Source organism: Streptomyces purpurascens (genome assembly GCF_045040895.1).
Classification (GTDB): Bacteria; Actinomycetota; Actinomycetes; order Streptomycetales; family Streptomycetaceae; genus Streptomyces; species Streptomyces purpurascens.
The window spans coordinates 4253309-4268446 of record NZ_CP108341.1 but is presented as its reverse complement, the minus strand read 5'-3'; the positions used below and the strand labels follow the sequence as shown (position 1 = coordinate 4268446).

Annotated in this window: 15 protein-coding genes; 5 read left to right on the top strand and 10 right to left on the bottom strand. The window is 71.5% G+C overall.

From position 1 onward, the window contains the following. Positions 1-266: 266 nt before the first annotated feature. The 5 genes from OHU35_RS19320 to OHU35_RS19300 form a co-directional block, all read right to left on the bottom strand. Entirely contained in the window at positions 267-1352 is a 1086-nt protein-coding gene (locus OHU35_RS19320; RefSeq protein WP_405506149.1) for a DUF4037 domain-containing protein, read from the bottom strand. 3 nt (positions 1353-1355) lie between these two features. Continuing rightward, positions 1356-2279: an aminoglycoside phosphotransferase family protein gene (locus tag OHU35_RS19315; RefSeq protein WP_405506147.1), complete on the bottom strand. Its 924-nt coding sequence runs from the start codon at positions 2277-2279 to the stop codon at positions 1356-1358. 27 nt (positions 2280-2306) lie between these two features. Continuing rightward, positions 2307-3809, bottom strand: a complete 1503-nt coding sequence (locus tag OHU35_RS19310; protein ID WP_405506146.1) for an MFS transporter — start codon at positions 3807-3809, stop codon at positions 2307-2309. Between the two features lie 67 nt (positions 3810-3876). After that, a complete protein-coding gene (locus OHU35_RS19305; protein ID WP_189729341.1) occupies positions 3877-4860 on the bottom strand; it encodes a zinc-binding dehydrogenase in 984 nt (327 codons plus the stop codon). 66 nt (positions 4861-4926) lie between these two features. Further along, a complete protein-coding gene (locus OHU35_RS19300; protein WP_189729339.1) occupies positions 4927-6087 on the bottom strand; it encodes an NAD(P)-binding protein in 1161 nt (386 codons plus the stop codon). Between the two features lie 135 nt (positions 6088-6222). Between OHU35_RS19300 and OHU35_RS19295 the strand changes: the two genes are divergently transcribed. After that, positions 6223-6918 (top strand): pentapeptide repeat-containing protein, encoded by a 696-nt coding sequence (locus OHU35_RS19295; protein WP_405506144.1) that lies wholly within the window; start codon positions 6223-6225, stop codon positions 6916-6918. Positions 6919-6934: 16 nt separating this feature from the next. Here the strand turns inward: OHU35_RS19295 and OHU35_RS19290 are convergent, their stop codons facing one another. Together OHU35_RS19290 and OHU35_RS19285 are read right to left on the bottom strand one after the other, a co-directional pair. Continuing rightward, positions 6935-7591 (bottom strand): hypothetical protein, encoded by a 657-nt coding sequence (locus OHU35_RS19290; RefSeq protein WP_189729335.1) that lies wholly within the window; start codon positions 7589-7591, stop codon positions 6935-6937. A 75-nt stretch (positions 7592-7666) separates the two neighbouring features. Next, positions 7667-8167 (bottom strand): hypothetical protein, encoded by a 501-nt coding sequence (locus tag OHU35_RS19285; RefSeq protein ID WP_189729333.1) that lies wholly within the window; start codon positions 8165-8167, stop codon positions 7667-7669. Between the two features lie 38 nt (positions 8168-8205). Between OHU35_RS19285 and OHU35_RS19280 the strand changes: the two genes are divergently transcribed. Further along, a complete protein-coding gene (locus OHU35_RS19280) occupies positions 8206-9597 on the top strand; it encodes a M1 family metallopeptidase (protein ID WP_405506141.1) in 1392 nt (463 codons plus the stop codon). A 152-nt stretch (positions 9598-9749) separates the two neighbouring features. Here the strand turns inward: OHU35_RS19280 and OHU35_RS19275 are convergent, their stop codons facing one another. After that, positions 9750-10325: a TerD family protein gene (locus OHU35_RS19275; protein ID WP_189729329.1), complete on the bottom strand. Its 576-nt coding sequence runs from the start codon at positions 10323-10325 to the stop codon at positions 9750-9752. Between the two features lie 153 nt (positions 10326-10478). Here OHU35_RS19275 and arfB point away from each other — a divergent pair, with 153 nt between their 5' ends. Beyond that, positions 10479-10916 carry an alternative ribosome rescue aminoacyl-tRNA hydrolase ArfB gene (gene arfB, locus OHU35_RS19270; protein ID WP_189729327.1) on the top strand — a complete coding sequence of 146 codons (438 nt, stop codon included), beginning with the start codon at positions 10479-10481 and terminating at the stop codon, positions 10914-10916. On the opposite strand, the gene OHU35_RS19265 is transcribed toward arfB, so the two are convergent. Both OHU35_RS19265 and OHU35_RS19260 read right to left on the bottom strand, forming a co-directional pair. After that, positions 10913-11380, bottom strand: coding sequence for a GNAT family N-acetyltransferase (locus OHU35_RS19265; protein ID WP_189729325.1), 468 nt, complete (start codon positions 11378-11380; stop codon positions 10913-10915). The genes arfB and OHU35_RS19265 overlap by 4 nt on opposite strands. A 49-nt stretch (positions 11381-11429) precedes the next feature. Beyond that, the gene (locus OHU35_RS19260) at positions 11430-12014 is read right to left on the bottom strand and encodes a flavin reductase family protein (RefSeq protein WP_189729323.1); all 585 of its coding nucleotides are present in this window, start codon (positions 12012-12014) and stop codon (positions 11430-11432) included. A gap of 340 nt (positions 12015-12354) precedes the next feature. Here OHU35_RS19260 and cdgB point away from each other — a divergent pair, with 340 nt between their 5' ends. Then, positions 12355-14016 (top strand): diguanylate cyclase CdgB, encoded by a 1662-nt coding sequence (cdgB, locus tag OHU35_RS19255; RefSeq protein WP_359893310.1) that lies wholly within the window; start codon positions 12355-12357, stop codon positions 14014-14016. 119 nt (positions 14017-14135) lie between these two features. Next, positions 14136-15089, top strand: coding sequence for a CBM35 domain-containing protein (locus tag OHU35_RS19250; protein ID WP_405506138.1), 954 nt, complete (start codon positions 14136-14138; stop codon positions 15087-15089). Positions 15090-15138: the final 49 nt, after the last annotated feature.

The window sequence follows — 15138 nt, the reverse complement described above, 5'->3', positions numbered from 1 at the left end:
TCTTCGCCGGGGTTACCGCAGGCCCCGCACGCGTGCGAAGAGCTACTCCGGCTCCTTGGGGGAGCGCTGGTCGGCCGCCTGCTGTGCGTGAGCGATGCGTGAGCGGATGGCGCGGCACCAAATGGATTCAGCGGCAGGCATGGATCAGCCTGCAGGTCGCTGATCAGGGAAAACAGGATCCAGCGTGATCATGGAGTACCAGTCGTCACGACCCTGCAGGCCCTTGTAATGCGTAGGTCGTCGGTTCGAATCCGACAGGGGGCTCTTCACCGCCCAGGCCGGACCTCTCCGGGCCTGGGCTTTTGCATGGCGTCGGTGTTGTCCATGAACTGGTCGATCGCGCCGGTGTCCGGCAGTGCGCGCAGGTCCGGGTCCGTGATGCGGGCGCGTAGGGCCGCGGTGAAGCGTTCCGCGTGGAGGACCTGGAAGGGGCGGCCGTGGTAAGGGCGGGTGGTGGGGTCGACCGGGGGCGTCAGCGCGAGGGCGTTGTGGTGGGTGGCGAGGGCTTCGTAGGCCCGTGTCAGGTGGCGTTCGCGGGTGGGCCAGTCCGGGGCGGTGAGGGCCGCCGTCAGCGTGGGGGTGAGGGCCGAGCCCTGGGGGGTCTGGGCGAAGGCGGTGCCCAGCCACTTGCTGTAGGGCGGGTAGCGGCGGTTCATCAGGAGGCACAGGCGCATCAGGTCGCGGACCAGTCGGCCGGCGACGACCGCGGAGCCGAGTTCGTCACCCACCTCGCCGCAGCGGCCTACGAAGGCCTCCTCCTGGGAGATGCGTTTCCACTGGCAGGCCAGGACGTACAGCCAGATGTCGTGCGGGTACCAGCGGAGGGCTGTGCGGGCCGGGGTGAGCCGGTCGAGGCCGTCGTGGAAGACCGCGCCCCCGGTGGCTTCGACCAGGAGCTGGGTGGGCGTGGCCAGCCAGTCCGTGGTGGTGACGGTCTCGGACGGGTCGAAGCCGAGGTGGGCGGTGAACCAGGTGCCCGGGTCCGTGATGTCGACTCGGTGGTGGACCGGGCCGTCGGTCCTGGTCATGACGCGGATGTCCGTTCCCGGGTCTTCGCCGGTGAGGGCGAAGTGGGTGGGGTGGCCGAGAAAGGTCTTCGGGAGGCGGTGGGAGAGGAGGGCGGTGAGGCGGGGGCCGTGGTGGCCGGCGTCCTGCGGGCGCAGGAAGAGCTGCAGGCGTGGGCCCCACTCGTGGTCGGCCGAGCGTGGGGTGTCGTAGCCGAGGACCTCGGAGCCGCTGCCGAGGCGGGCGGCGGAGTGGGGGATGCCGGGGAGGGCCTCGTCCAGGAGCGGGCGTACGGCTTCGGTGTAGAAGCGGCGGGAGAGTTCCAGGCCGGGCAGGAACGGTTGCATCGGTCAGTTGCCGTGGCTGCGGAGGCGGCGGGCGATCTCGAGTTGGGCGTCGTCGAGGGGGCGGTCGTCCTCGATGTCCCACAGGGTGTTCTGGAGGAGGCGGCCGAGGGTCCAGGCGCGGGCCCGGGGGCGGTCCAGGGTGAGGATGTCGGTCATGGCGTCGAAGCGCCAGAGGATGTCGTCGGGGTCGTAGCGGTTGTCGAGGGCCGGCCAGAGTTCGAAGCCGGGGTCGCCGGCCAGGGGCTTGGGGTCGATCGCCAGCCAGGGGGCGCGGTCGGACGCGAGGACGTTCTCGTCGTGGAGGTCCCAGTGCAGGAGGCGGTCGCCCGGCTCGTCGACGACCTCGCGTACGGCGGCCGCGCAGTCGGCGACCAGGCGGCGGGCCTCGGGGTCGGGGATGCGGCCCAGGGCCCACGGGGTCTGGTCGAGCATGGCCCACGCGATGTCGCCGAGGCGGCGCAGGCCGGGCGGGGCGGGGAAGGAGGCGAGGTGGGCGAGGAGCTCCGCGATCGTGACGACGGCCTGGTGGGTGTCCGGCACGTGGGACAGCATGCGGGTCTCGTCGAGGCGTTCCAGCAGCATGGTGCCGGTCGGCTCGTCGTGGTCGAGGAGGCGGACGGCTCCGTCGCCGTTCCAGGCGCGCAGCGCCACCGGTTCGCCTTCGCTCTCCTCGTCGAGGATCTGGAGCTTGAGGACCGCTGGGGTGCCGTCGGGGCGGAGGACCGGGAGGACCAGGGCGGAGACGCCGTGCATGGGAGGTCCGTCGGGTTTCAGTTTCCAGTGGTCGAGGAAGCGGGCCGTCTGTTCAGGCAGTCCGGTGATGAAGGCGCGGCCCGCTTCGCCGTTGAACTTCTCCTGTGATGCTGCCAGTTCGCGTGGAATGTCGATCACTCTCGGCACGGTAGTGGGGCATGCCGGGCGGGTCATGTGAATTAGCCGGGGGCTTCTCGTCCGTCAGGCCGCCGGTTCCGGAACCGGCCGGTCCACCGGTGTCCCGTGCTTCGGTCCCTTGGTCGTCACCATCAGACCCGCGACCAGGCCGGCCAGCAGCATGATGCCGGCGGCCCACCAGATGGCGACGGTGTAGCCGTGGACGACGCCCTCCCGCATGACCCGGGCGCGGTCGGACGGGTCGGTGAGGTGGGCCGTGACGTATGTGGCGGTGCTGGTGGTCGCGATGGTGTTGAGGAGAGCCGTGCCGATGGAACCGCCCACCTGCTGTGACGTGTTGACCGTCGCCGAGGTCACGCCCGAGTCCTGGGGTGCGACGCCCGCGGTGGCGGTGGAGAAGACCGGCATGAAGGTCAGGCCCATGCCGAGGCCGAGCAGCAGGAGCGCGGGCAGGATCTCGGTGGCGTAGGAGGAGTGCGTCGTCATCTGGGTCAGGATCAGCATGCCGCCCGCCGCCAGCAGCATGCCGGGGACCATCAGCATGCGCGGAGGCACGCGGGGGAGCAGCCGGGCGGATATCTGGGTGGAGCCGATGATGATCGCGGCCGTGAGGGGGAGGAAGGCCAGGCCCGTCTTGACGGGCGAGTACGCGAGGACGGCCTGGAGGTAGTACGTCATGAACAGGAAGAGGCCGAACATGCCGATGACGGCCAGCGCCATGGTCAGGAAGCAGCCCGCGCGGTCGCGGTCGCGGATGATGTGCAGCGGCAGCAGCGGCATCGGCGCCCGGGACTGCCACCACACGAACGCCGCCAGGAGTACGACACCGACGGCGAACAGCGACAGCACCCTCGCGTCGCTCCAGCCCCGGGACTCGGCCTCGCTGAAGCCGTAGACGATCGCGACGAGGCCGCCGCAGCCGAGCAGGACGCCGGGGACGTCGAGGCGGGCTCCGGCGTGGCCGGGGCGGTCGTGGAGCAGGGCGAGCGCGCCGAGCACGGCGGCGATGGCGATGGGCACGTTGACGTAGAGGCACCAGCGCCAGTTCAGGTACTCGGTGAGCAACCCGCCGACCATGAAACCGATCGCGGATCCGCTGCCGGCCAGGGCGCCGTAGATGCCGAAGGCCTTTCCGCGTTCCTTGGGGTCGGTGAACGTGGTGGTCAGCAGGGACAGCGCGGAGGGGGCGAGGACGGCGGCGAAGGCGCCCTGCAGCGCGCGGGCGCCGAAGAGCATGCCCGCTCCGGTGGCGGCGCCGCCGAGCGCGGAGGCCGCGGCGAAGCCGACCAGCCCGATGACGAAGGTGCGTCTGCGGCCCACGAGGTCGGCGATCCGCCCGCCGAGCAGGAGCAGTCCGCCGAAGGCGAGGGTGTAGGCGGTGATCACCCACTGCCGGTTGCCGTCGGACATGCCGAGGTCGGCCTGTGCGGAGGGGAGGGCGATGTTCACGATGGTCGCGTCGAGTACGACCATCAGCTGGGCCAGGGCGATGACGACCAGTCCCCACCAGCGACGGGGGTCGGTGTCCGCGCCAGGGCCGTCTCCGCCCGTCCGGGTGACGCTCATCCGGCCAGAAGACCATGGATCGGGGCGGGCTGCATCCGCGGGTTCGTCGCCGCTGGTGGGTGTCGGGTCATGGCTCCAGGACCACCTTTCCGATCGTGCCCCGGCTCTCCAGTGCCCGGTGCGCGGCCGCCGCCTCGCGGAGCGGGAAGCGCTGTACGGCCGGGGTGAGCCGGCCGGCGGCGGCCTCGGTGAGGGCGCGCAGTTCGAGGGTGCGCAGGGGGTCGGGGCCGCCGGCCTTCCCCAGCATCGCGGGGCCGAGGACCTGCTCGGAGACGCCGTCGACGAGGTAGGGCTCGCCGTCGAGGATGCCCTGGCCGGACCAGCCGAAGACGATGTGCCTGCCGCCGGGGCCGAGGAGGGCGACGGCCTCGCGGGCCACGTCGCCGCCGACGCCGTCGAAGACGACGGTCGCGGTGCGGCCGCCGAGGTGGGCGCGGACCTTCGCGGGCCAGGCCGGGTCCCGGTAGTCGACGGCGAGATCGGCACCGTTCGCCTGTACGCGGGCGACCTTCTCCGGCCCGCCAGCGAGGCCGATGACGGTCGCGCCGGCGTTCTTGGCGTACTGCACGAGAAGCGTGCCGATGCCTCCGGCGGCGGCCGGGACGACGGCCACCGAGCCGGGTCCGAGGTCGGCGAACTGGAGGATCCCCATCGCCGTACGGCCCGTGCCGATCATGGCGACGGCCTCGGCGAAGTCCAGGTTGCGCGGGATCTCGTGCAGCCGCTCGACGTCGGTGACGGCCAGCTCGGCGTAGCCCCCGGGGACGAAGCCGAGGTGGGCGACGACCCGTTTGCCGAGCCACAGGTCCGCGACGCCCTCGCCCAGGGACTCGACGACACCGGCGACCTCGCGGCCGGGGACGGTGGGCAGGGCTGCCGGCTCGCCCGCCGGTCCGCCCCGCATGCCCTCGCGCAGGGCGGCGTCCAGGAGGTGGACACCCGCCGCCCGTACGGCGATACGGACCTGTCCGGGGCCCGGCAGGGGGTCCTCGACCTGCTCGTGGGCGAGGTTCTCGGCCGGGCCGAAGGCGTGCAGGCGGATGGCGTGCATGGGAGCTCCTCGTGGGATCGCCGGGTGGGCGCCGGCGGGGCGCCGGATGGACCCCAGCCTTCAACCTCAAGCTTGCTTGAGGTCAAGCTCCCGGCGGCCGAGGGCCAGGGAGACCGCCGTCAGGGCGCTGTTGAAGGAGACCTCCGAGAGCACGCCGGGGGCCGCGACCTGGTCGCCGGCCAGGTAGACACCGTCGCCCCGGTCCACGGCGGGCCGGTCACGCCAGCTGGTGCCGGGCAGGTCGACCGCGCCCGTACGGCCCGCCGCGACGGAGTCGCGCCGCCAGGTGACGCGCTCGCGCCAGCCCGGGAACCCCAGATCGAGCAGCTGCTCGGCGCGGGCGGTGCCGTCGGCCTTGGACTCGTGCGGGGCGATGGGGATCTGCCCCTGGACGAGCTGCTCGCCGGCCGGGGCGAGGCTGCGGTCCTGGGCGGTGAACCGTTCGAGCCAGCCGGGCGCGTCCAGGTCGGAGACCGCGAAGGCGTCGCCGCGCCGCGTGCGCACGGCCAGGTCGACGAGGGTGGTACGGCCGCTCGGCCAGGTCAGGGAGGTGTCGTCGAGCAGACTCCGGGCGGCGTCCAGGGAGGTCGCGACGATCACCGGTGTGTCGGTGGGGAGCGTGTCGACGCGGGACAGGGTCTCCATCCGGACGCCCAGGTTCCAGGCCCGGGCGGCCATCCGGTCGATGAGGCCGGCCCAGCCGCCGCGCGGGTACTGGGCCTCGGGCGGCAGCTTGGTGGCCCGGCGCAGGCGTTCCAGCACGAACGCGGCCGACAGGGAGCCGGGATCGTGGTGGAAGAGGGCGACGGCCGAGTAGTGGGCGGCGGCCCGGGCGCCCTCCTCGCCCGCGATGCCGGTCGCCCAGGTCAGGAAGTCGACGTCCACGGGCGCCCACCGGGCGGTCCGGCGCAGCAGCTTCAGCATCGGGAAGGGCGGGGTGCGGCGCAGCACGCCGTGGTGCCGCAGCCGTAGCCGGGCGCCCTCCAGGGGCGGGATCGGGGCGAGCGGGCCGATGAGGTCGCGCTGCTTCAGCCAGGCCCAGTGCGGGCCGCCGCTGTAGAGGGCGTGCGGGCCCTCGTTCGTGCGGTACGGGCCCTCGGCGGTGCGGGCCCGGCCGCCGAGGGTGTGGTGGGCTTCGTGGAGGGTGACCTTGACGCCCGCCTCGGCGGCGGTGATGGCGGCGGTCAGTCCGGCGAAGCCGCCGCCTATGACGGTGATGCGGTGCATGGCTGGGATCTCCCTGAGGCCTGAGGTCGACAATCGCCTTCGGGATTACGACCGTTCGCGGGGGCCGGAATGTGACATGGCCCGTGTACGCGCAGGTCAGGGGGTGTTGTCAGTGGTGGGGTGCAGCATGGGGACATGGCGAGGAGAGCGGCGGGCGGTACGGGTGTGGCCGGCGGTACGGGTGTGAAGGGCGCGCGGCGACCGGAGGTGCGGCTGCCGCCGCTGGAGCCGTACGGGGGCGGTGGGCTGGAGCCGGACGGGGACTACGACGGGCTGGAGTTCCGGGACGCGGAGCTCACTGGGCAGGACGGGGCGGGGGCCCGTTTCATGGACTGCGCGCTGAAGGGGTGCGCGCTGGACGAGACGCGGCTGCGGCATGCCCGGTTCCTGGACTCGGCCCTCACCGGCGTCCGGGGCGTCGGCACCGACCTCGCCGAGGCGACCCTGCGGGACGTGGAGCTGACCGACGCCCGCCTCGGCGGGCCGCAGTTGCACGGGGCGGTGCTGGAGCGGGTGCTGATCCGCGGCGGCAAGATCGACTATCTGAATCTGCGCACGGCCCGGCTCAGAGACGTCGTCTTCGAGGGCTGTGTCCTCGTCGAGCCGGACTTCGGGGGCGCCCGCCTGGAGCGGGTGGAGTTCGTGGACTGCGCCCTGAAGGGCGTCGACCTTCACGCGGCGACCCTCACGGACGTCGACCTGCGCGGGGCCGCGTCGCTGGAGATCAGCGGAGGTCTTGACCGGCTGTCGGGGGCGGTGATCAGTACGGCACAACTGCTGGATCTGGCACCGGTGCTGGCGATGGAGTGGGGGATCAGGGTGGAGGGCTGACCCCGCACGCTCACCCTCAGTACTCGTACCAGCCACCTTCCCCCGCCTGCTCCGGCCAGTCATAGGACTGGTGCAGCGCTATGAGGGCGTGGACCAGACGGGGGTCCAGTTCGTGCCTCTGCAGCCGGTAGTCCTCGGCCACCGCGCGGAAGACGACATGGGCGCGGTGGGAGCCGTCCCGCCAGGTGATGCGCCGGGGTGGACGGAAGCCGTCGTCGATCTCCGCCATCAGGGCCAGGAGCAGGAAGAGGAGGTAGACCGGCAGCCCGAAGGGCCACCACAGCGCCCACCACACCAGTCGGCCCACGTACCCGTGCAGGACCGGCCCCGCCGCCGGTTCCACGGTCCAGCGTTCGCGACCCCACCGGAAGGCGCGGCGCCGCCGCAGGCTGATCCGCCCGAGCGGCGCACCGTGGGGATCGAGGACGTGGTACACCGCCGGGCGTCCGCTCAGCCGTGACCCCAGGGGCTGCTCCGTCACCACCCGGGCGACCGGCGCCCAGTCCTCCGCGCGCAGATGGAAGGCCCGCAGTGAGCGGAGCCGGTCCGGGGCGGGGCTGTCGGGGTCGCGGTGAAGCCGGACGATGGTGCCCCGCTCAAGCCCTTCTCCGCTGACGATGACCGGTGGCGTCATCTTGTAGTTCAGGCCGTAGGTCACGTGCCCCTGGCTCATGTCGCCGTTCTCCCCGTGTCCGCTGTATCGCTGCCGTTCGAAGGGCGATCGTGTCAGCCCGGTGGCGGACCGTTGTCAGGAGACCCGGGGAAAGCGGGCCTGGAGGGTCCAGATCGCCGGGTTCTCGGCGAGGTCGTCGTGCAGATCGGTGAGGTCGGCGAGCAGGTCGTGCAGGAAGTCCCGGGACTCGCGGCGCAGTTCCGTGTGGGAGACGGTGAGCGGGGGCTCCTCCGCGCGCATCCAGTCGGCCTCGATGTCCACCCACCCGAAGCGGCGCTCGAACAGCATCCGGTCGGTCGACTCGGTGAAGTCCAGCTCCGCCCGCTGCGGCCGGGACGCCCGCGAGCCGGCCGGGTCCCGGTCGATCCGCTCCACGATGTCGCACAGCGCCCACGCGAAGTCGAGCACCGGCACCCATCCCCAGGCTGTGGACACCTCGTGGTCCGTCTTGGTGTCCGCCAAGTAGACGTCACCGCAGAACAGGTCGTGCCGCAGGGCGCGGACGTCCGCGCGGCGGTAGTCGGTCTGCGGAGGGTCCGGGAAGCGGTTGGAGAGGGCGTAGCCGATGTCGAGCACGGGGGTGATGCTGTCATGCCCCCCATAGGATCGAGGTCGTGGCCCGGTCCGTACGTCTTGTCCCTGCCCTGCTCGTCTCCGCTCTCGCCCTCACGGCCTGCGGCGGGGTCCACGGCACCCCGGGCGGCTCCGGCGTACGCGACCCGTACTTCCCGAAGGCCGGCAACGGCGGCTACGACGTCACCCACTACGGCCTGCGCCTCGCCTACGACCCGGACGCCCATCACCTCACCGGCACGGCCACGCTCACCGCGCGGGCGACGAAGGACCTCTCCGCCTTCAACCTCGACCTGATCGGCCTGGAGGTCGGCAAGGTCACCGTCGGCGGCGAGACGGCCCGCTGGAACCGGGCCGGGCAGGAGCTCACCGTCCGGCCGCTCAAGGACCTCGGGCAGGACGAGACGTTCCGCGTGACCGTCCGTTACTCCGGGGCGCCCGAGACCGTCACCGACCCCGACGGCTCCCAGGAGGGCTGGCTGCGCACCGCGGACGGGGTGCTCGCGCTGGGCGAGCCGACGGGGTCGATGGCGTGGTTCCCCGGCAACCACCACCCGTCCGACAAGGCGTCGTACGACCTCACGGTGACCGTGCCGCGGGGGCTCCGGGCGGTCTCCAACGGGGAGTTGCGCACCGTCACGACCGCGAAGGGCGGCCGTACGACGTTCAGCTGGCACTCCGCCGAGCCCATGGCGAGCTACCTCGCCACGCTCGCGATCGGCCGCTACGACATCAGCCGCTCCACCGTCCGGGACGGTCTGCCCGTGTACACGGCCGTCGACCCGGCGGAGCAGGAGCCGAGCCGCGCGGTGCTCGCGCGCATCCCCGAGATCCTGCGCTGGGCGGAGCGGCGGTTCGGCCCCTACCCCTTCTCCTCCACCGGCGCGATCGTCGACCGCGCGGCCGAGGTCGGCTACGCCCTGGAGACCCAGACGCGCCCCGTCTTCCCCGGCGCCCCCGGCATCACCCTCCTCGTCCACGAACTCGCCCACCAGTGGTACGGCGACTCCGTCACTCCGGAGAGCTGGCGCGACATGTGGCTCAACGAGGGCTTCGCGACGTACGCGGAGTGGCTGTGGCGGGAGGACCACGGCGGGGAGAGCGCGCAGGAGTCCTTCGACGCGCTGTACGAGGACGGGGAGAAGACGTACAAGGACCTCTGGGCCTTCCCGCCCGCGAAGCCCGCGGATGCCGCGAACATCTCCGGCGACCCCGTCTACCAGCGGGGCGCGATGGTCCTCCACAAGATCCGCCAGGCCGTCGGCGACGACAGGTTCTTCGCCATCCTGCGGGGATGGGCGACGGACCATCGCCACGGGAACGCGGACACGGCCGAGTTCACGGCGTACGTCGAGGAGCAGGCGCCCGGGGAGGACTTCGAGGGGATCTGGGAGGACTGGCTGTACGGGGAGGGGAAGCCGGAGCGGCCGTGAGGGAGGCCGGAGCGCCGTGGACGCTCAGGTGCCATGGGCGGCTGCGGTTTCGTTGTGGCTTGTCGCGCAGTTCCCCGCGCCCCTGAAAGGGGGAGCCCCCGGCCCTTTTACAAGGCCAGGGGGCTCCGCCGTCACAGCGAGCGGGACGTCCGTCAGACGTTCACGCCGAAGTCCTGGGCGATGCCGACCAGGCCCGAGGCGTAGCCCTGGCCGACGGCGCGGAACTTCCACTCCGCGCCGTTGCGGTAGAGCTCGCCGAAGACCATGGCCGTCTCCGTGGCCGCGTCCTCCGACAGGTCGTAGCGGGCGATCTCGGCGCCGCCGGCCTGGTTGACGATGCGGATGTAGGCGTTGCGGACCTGGCCGAAGTTCTGCGAGCGGTTCTCGGCGTCGTAGATGGACACCGGGAAGACGATCTTCTCGATGTCGGCCGGGAGGGCGGCGAGATTGACGTTGATCGCCTCGTCGTCGCCGGCGCCCTCACCCGTGCGGTTGTCGCCGGTGTGGACGATCGTGTTGTCCGGGGTCTGCTTGTTGTTGAAGAACACGAAGTGGGCGTCCGAGAAGACCTTGCCCTGCGTGTTGACCGCGATCGCGGACGCGTCGAGGTCGAAGTCCGTGCCGGTGGTGGTGCGGACGTCCCAGCCGAGGCCCACGGTGACGTCGGTCAGGCCCGGAGCCTCCTTGGTGAGCGAGACGTTGCCACCCTTGGACAGGCTTACAGCCATTGTTGGGAGTCCCTTCCCTCGTTTACGTACGGCAGTACGGCAAAGAAGCTACAGCTACCCCCTGAACGTAGAGAGGGGTACGCGAGGTTCCAGCTCCTTTACTTTCTTTACTCGCGATTATTGGGATGACGTGGACCGGACAGAAGCGGGAACATGGAGGGCATGTCTGGTCCCCACGTCATCCGCGGCTCCGTCTCCCTTCCCGAGGCCGAGCTCATGTGGCGTTTCTCGCGGTCCTCGGGGCCCGGCGGACAGCACGTCAACACCAGTGACTCGAAGGTCGAGCTCAGCTTCGACCTGGCGAAGACCGAGGCGCTGCCCGAGGTGTGGAAGCAGCGGGCGCTGGAGCGGCTGGCCGGGCGCCTGGTCGACGGGGTCGTCACCGTACGGTCCTCCGAGCACCGCTCCCAGTGGCGCAACCGCGAGTCCGCCGCCGTACGCCTCGCCGCCCTCCTGGCCGAGGCCACCGCACCCCCGCCCAAGCCCCGCAGGCAGACCCGGATCCCCCGGGGCATCAACGAGCGGCGGCTGCGCGAGAAGAAGCAGCGCTCGGAGACCAAGCGCGGCCGGTCGGCACAGGGCTGGAACTAGTCCAGCTCCAGTAGCCCCACGGTCTGGCCGCCGCTGTTCTCCCCGTCCGGGCGGAAGCCGAGCCCCAGGTAGAAGCCCTCAGGGCCGTTCGGCCCCGGGTGCCATGTGACGTAGAACTTCTTGGTGCCGTGCCGGCGCAGCTCGGCGGCGACGGACTCGACGGCGAAACGGCCGTACCCCTTGCCCTGCTCCCCGGCCGCGATGTTCAGCCGCCACAGGCCCGAGCGGATGTCGCTGCCGTCCCCGTACCAGTCGATGCCGATGCAGGCCATGAGGAAGCCGACCGGGCGGTCGCCGTCGACGATGAGGCGGGGCCATGCGATGGCGCCGTGCGCGTACGCCTCGGCGAGCGACTTCACGACCGGGGCGACCGCGTGTTCCTGGTCGGGGCGGACGCGGATGCCGAGGGCGGCGTCGAGGTTCCCGGCGGTGATCTCTTCGAGGTGGAGGCCCGTCGTCGTCATGCGCGCACCCTAGGGTCGGCGATCAACCCCGGGCCACCGGGTTTCCGCCTCACCCCAACTGCCGGTACCGCCCCCGGAAGTACGTCAGCGGTCCGCCCTCCGCGCTCGGCACACGGGCCGTCAGGACACGGCCGATGACCAGCGTGTGGTCACCGGCCGGTACGCGCTGCTCGGTGCGGCACTCCAGGACGGCCAGGGCGCCGCCCACCAGGGGTGCCCCGCTGTACTCGCCGCGCGTGTACGGGATGTCGGCGAACAGCAGCCGGTCGCTGACCCGGCCCTTCATGGCGAACCGGCCCGCGATGTGCCGCTGGCTCTCGGACAGGACCGAGACCGCCCAGTGGGGCTGTTCGTCGAGCAGCTCGTCCATGCGGGAGCCCTCGCGCAGGCTCACCAGCACCATGGGCGGGTCCAGGGACACCGACATGAAGGCCGTGGCCGTCATGCCCACGTCCTCGCTGCCCGGCGCCGAGGGGTCGTCCGGGTCGAGCGGCGGCTCCTGCGCGGTCACCAGGACCACGCCCGAGGCCAGCCGGGACATGGCGGCGCGGAACTCGTCGTTGCTCACCCCCTCAGCATGCCCGGAGGCGGGTGACGGAATGATCGGGGACGTGGCAGCGGGAGTGTTCGGCACACCCGAAACGCTAATCTCCGCCCCGCGCGCCGCGCATCGGGCTCCCGCCTGAGCTGGGTCTTAGGACTCGCAACGGATTCCCGAAGGCCGGTTCGCCGTGCCTTGGGGAAATACCTGGGCGCAACCTGACAAAGTTTGCGTTCGATAGACGCACGTGAAGAACGCAGAAACTCCAGGCAATTGTTCAGCTTTGCCTGTGACTTGAGTCACAAGGGGCAGGAATTGTTGACCCTGTGTACCGAGTGAGCAGCGCGCTGTGATTCAGTGGCGGGGAAGCTGCCAGGACGATACGCCGATGAGAACCCTTGATTCGCTGCGAGGTCTCGGGGGGAGGGCGAGCATGGAGACCGAGTCGGAGCCCTACGTCCGCCTTGCGTCCCTGCGACAACTGCACCAGGTCATGGCCGACATGAACACGGCCCGCAGCCTGGCGGACACACTGCAGACCGTCGCGGAGGGCGTCGTCGCCGCTCTCGGGTACGAGATGGCGTGCGTGAACCTCGTACGCCCCGACGGCGATCTCGTCGTCGCCGCCTTCGCCGGGAACCCCGCCGCCGAGGCCCTCATCACCGGCCGTGTCGGCTCGCGCGATTCCTGGGAACGCCGCCTCGGCATGGGCGAGCACTGGGGCGACCTGGTGTTCATACCGCACACCGAGGGCTGGGTCCTCGACGACGACGACGTCCCGCAGTGGTACACCGACGGCCCCGCGCCCCGCTTCGAGGACGAGTGGCATCCGGCCGACCGGCTCTTCGCGCCCATGTACGCGCCCGGGCCGCAGGGCAGCGCGGCCTGCGGCGAGCTGATCGGCGTACTCTCCGTGGACCGCCCGCGCAACGGCCGCCGCCCCGGCGCCTGGGGCCGCGAGGCCCTCCAGATGTATGCCTTCCAGGCCGCCATCGCGATCAGCAACGCCCGGCTGCGCGCCAATATGCAGCGCGCCCTCGTCCGGCTGGAGCGCGAGCAGCAGGCGCTGCGGGCGAGCGAGGAAAGCTTCCGGCAGGCCTTCGAGTACGCCCCGTCCGGCATGGCCATCGCCGAGATGGGCGGCGACCAGCACGGCCGGATCCTGCGCACGAACGACGCCCTGTGCCGGCTGCTGGGCCGCCCCGCCTCCGCGATGCGCCGCTACTCCTTCTCCGACCTGGTCCACCCCGAGGACATAGGCACCCTGCTGCGGACCTCGGCGGAGGGCGGCCGCGCGGAACTCCGCCTCGGCCGCCGGGACGGCACCTACGTCTGGGTCTCGCTGCGCAACAGCGTCGTCGCCGACGCCGCCGACGGGCCCCGCTTCCTCCTCACCCACGTCGAGGACATCGAGGAGCGCAAGCGCCGCGAGCTGCAGCTCGCCCACCGCGCCTCGCACGACTCGCTCACCGGCCTGCCGAACTCCGCCGAGCTGCGCTCCCGCCTGTCGGCGCGGCTCTGCCAGCGCGCCGCGCCCCCGCACTCCGCCGTCGCCGAGTCCCATGACGCGGCCTACGGCCACCCCGCCTTCGACGTCGTCGGCCCCGGCTTCGACTTCCGGCAGGCCGCCGAGCCGTACGACGCCTACGACCACCATGTGCACACCGTCGCCCCGGACGGCGACCACGACGACGGCACGAAGGGCCTCGCCGTCCTCTTCTGCGACCTCGACGGCTTCAAGTCGATCAACGACCGGTTCGGGCACAACGCGGGTGACGCGGTTCTCATCGAGGTCGCCCGGCGGCTGAGCGGCGGCGTCCGCGACGGCGACACGGTCGCCCGGCTCGGGGGTGACGAATTCGTCATCCTCGCCGACGGACTCGGCCGGGCCGACGCGCAGGACCTCGCGGTCCGCCTCCGCAACGAGATCATCCAGCCCATCCGCGCCGAGGGGCGTGCCGTCCGGGTCGGCGCCAGCTTCGGCATCGGATGGGCACACTGTGGAATGACGGCGGACGAAGTGTTGAAATCCGCTGACGAGCGGATGTACGTCGAGAAACGATCTCGTCCCAAACAACACAGACGCGCTGGGTGAACCCGAGGTCAGCGAGTGGATGCGGTCTGAGTCACCCGTTTGGGTCACTGGGAGCGGGTAGGCTCGCTCTCTCACGACCCGTACCGCATTGCACCGCACCTGACTGAGGAGACCAAGGGATGACGCCCGGCAACAACGGCGCGAGCACGCCCGAGGACGACGACCCGTTCGGCTATCTCTACGCCGACGGGCAGGCCAACGGAGCCCAGCCGCCGTCCGGTGGCTACGGCTACCCGAACTCGGTCAACCGGGTGCGTGCGGTCGGTACCCGCTCCTACGGCCAGCAGCCGCAGGCGGGCGCGGGCCAGACCGCGGCGTACGGCCAGGCCCCCCAGCAGCAGGGCGGCTACGGCCGGCCGAACGCGCACTACGCGGCACCGGAGACGCTGCCCGGCGGCGGCGGAGCCACCACCGCCCCCCAGCACCAGGTACCCGGCGGCGGAGGCGGCCGCGGTGGCCGCGGCCCGAACACCAAGGGCCTGCTGATCGGCGCGATCGCGGTGGTCGCGGCGGTCGTCATCGGCATCGGCGTGGCCATGCTGGGCGGCGACAAGGACGACAACAAGGCCGACGACCAGGCCGGCTCCGGCCAGGACCAGTCCCAGAGCACCGAGCCGAGTCCGTCGGCCAGCAAGAGCGCGGCGGGCAAGACCGAGCTTCCGAAGGTCGACGCGAAGGCGATGCGGCTCGGGGCAGGTCTGACAACGGCATCGGACTTCAAGGGCGCGAAGGCCGACGGCGGCGTCTACGTGACAGGCTTCAATCAGGTCGGTTCCAAGGTGACCTGGTCGGTCGACGGCATCAAGAAGGCCGGCGATTACCGGCTGTATGCCCGATACAGCATCCCTGGCGTCGACGCCAATGCGACGCTTCTGGTGAACGGCAAGGCGAACACCCAGCCCATGGGCCTGAAGAACTTCATCGGCTCCCCCAAGGGTGACTGGGAAAAGGGCTGGCAGACCTCTTGGGCTCCGGTCACCCTGACCAAGGGCACCAACACCATCGAGCTCGCCTGCAACGAGGGCAACCAGTGTGATGCGGTCCTCGACCAGTTCTACATCGCGCCGAGCTAGCCGGACAGGCTGATACGACGACGGCGGCCGTCCCTCACACGCCGTGGGG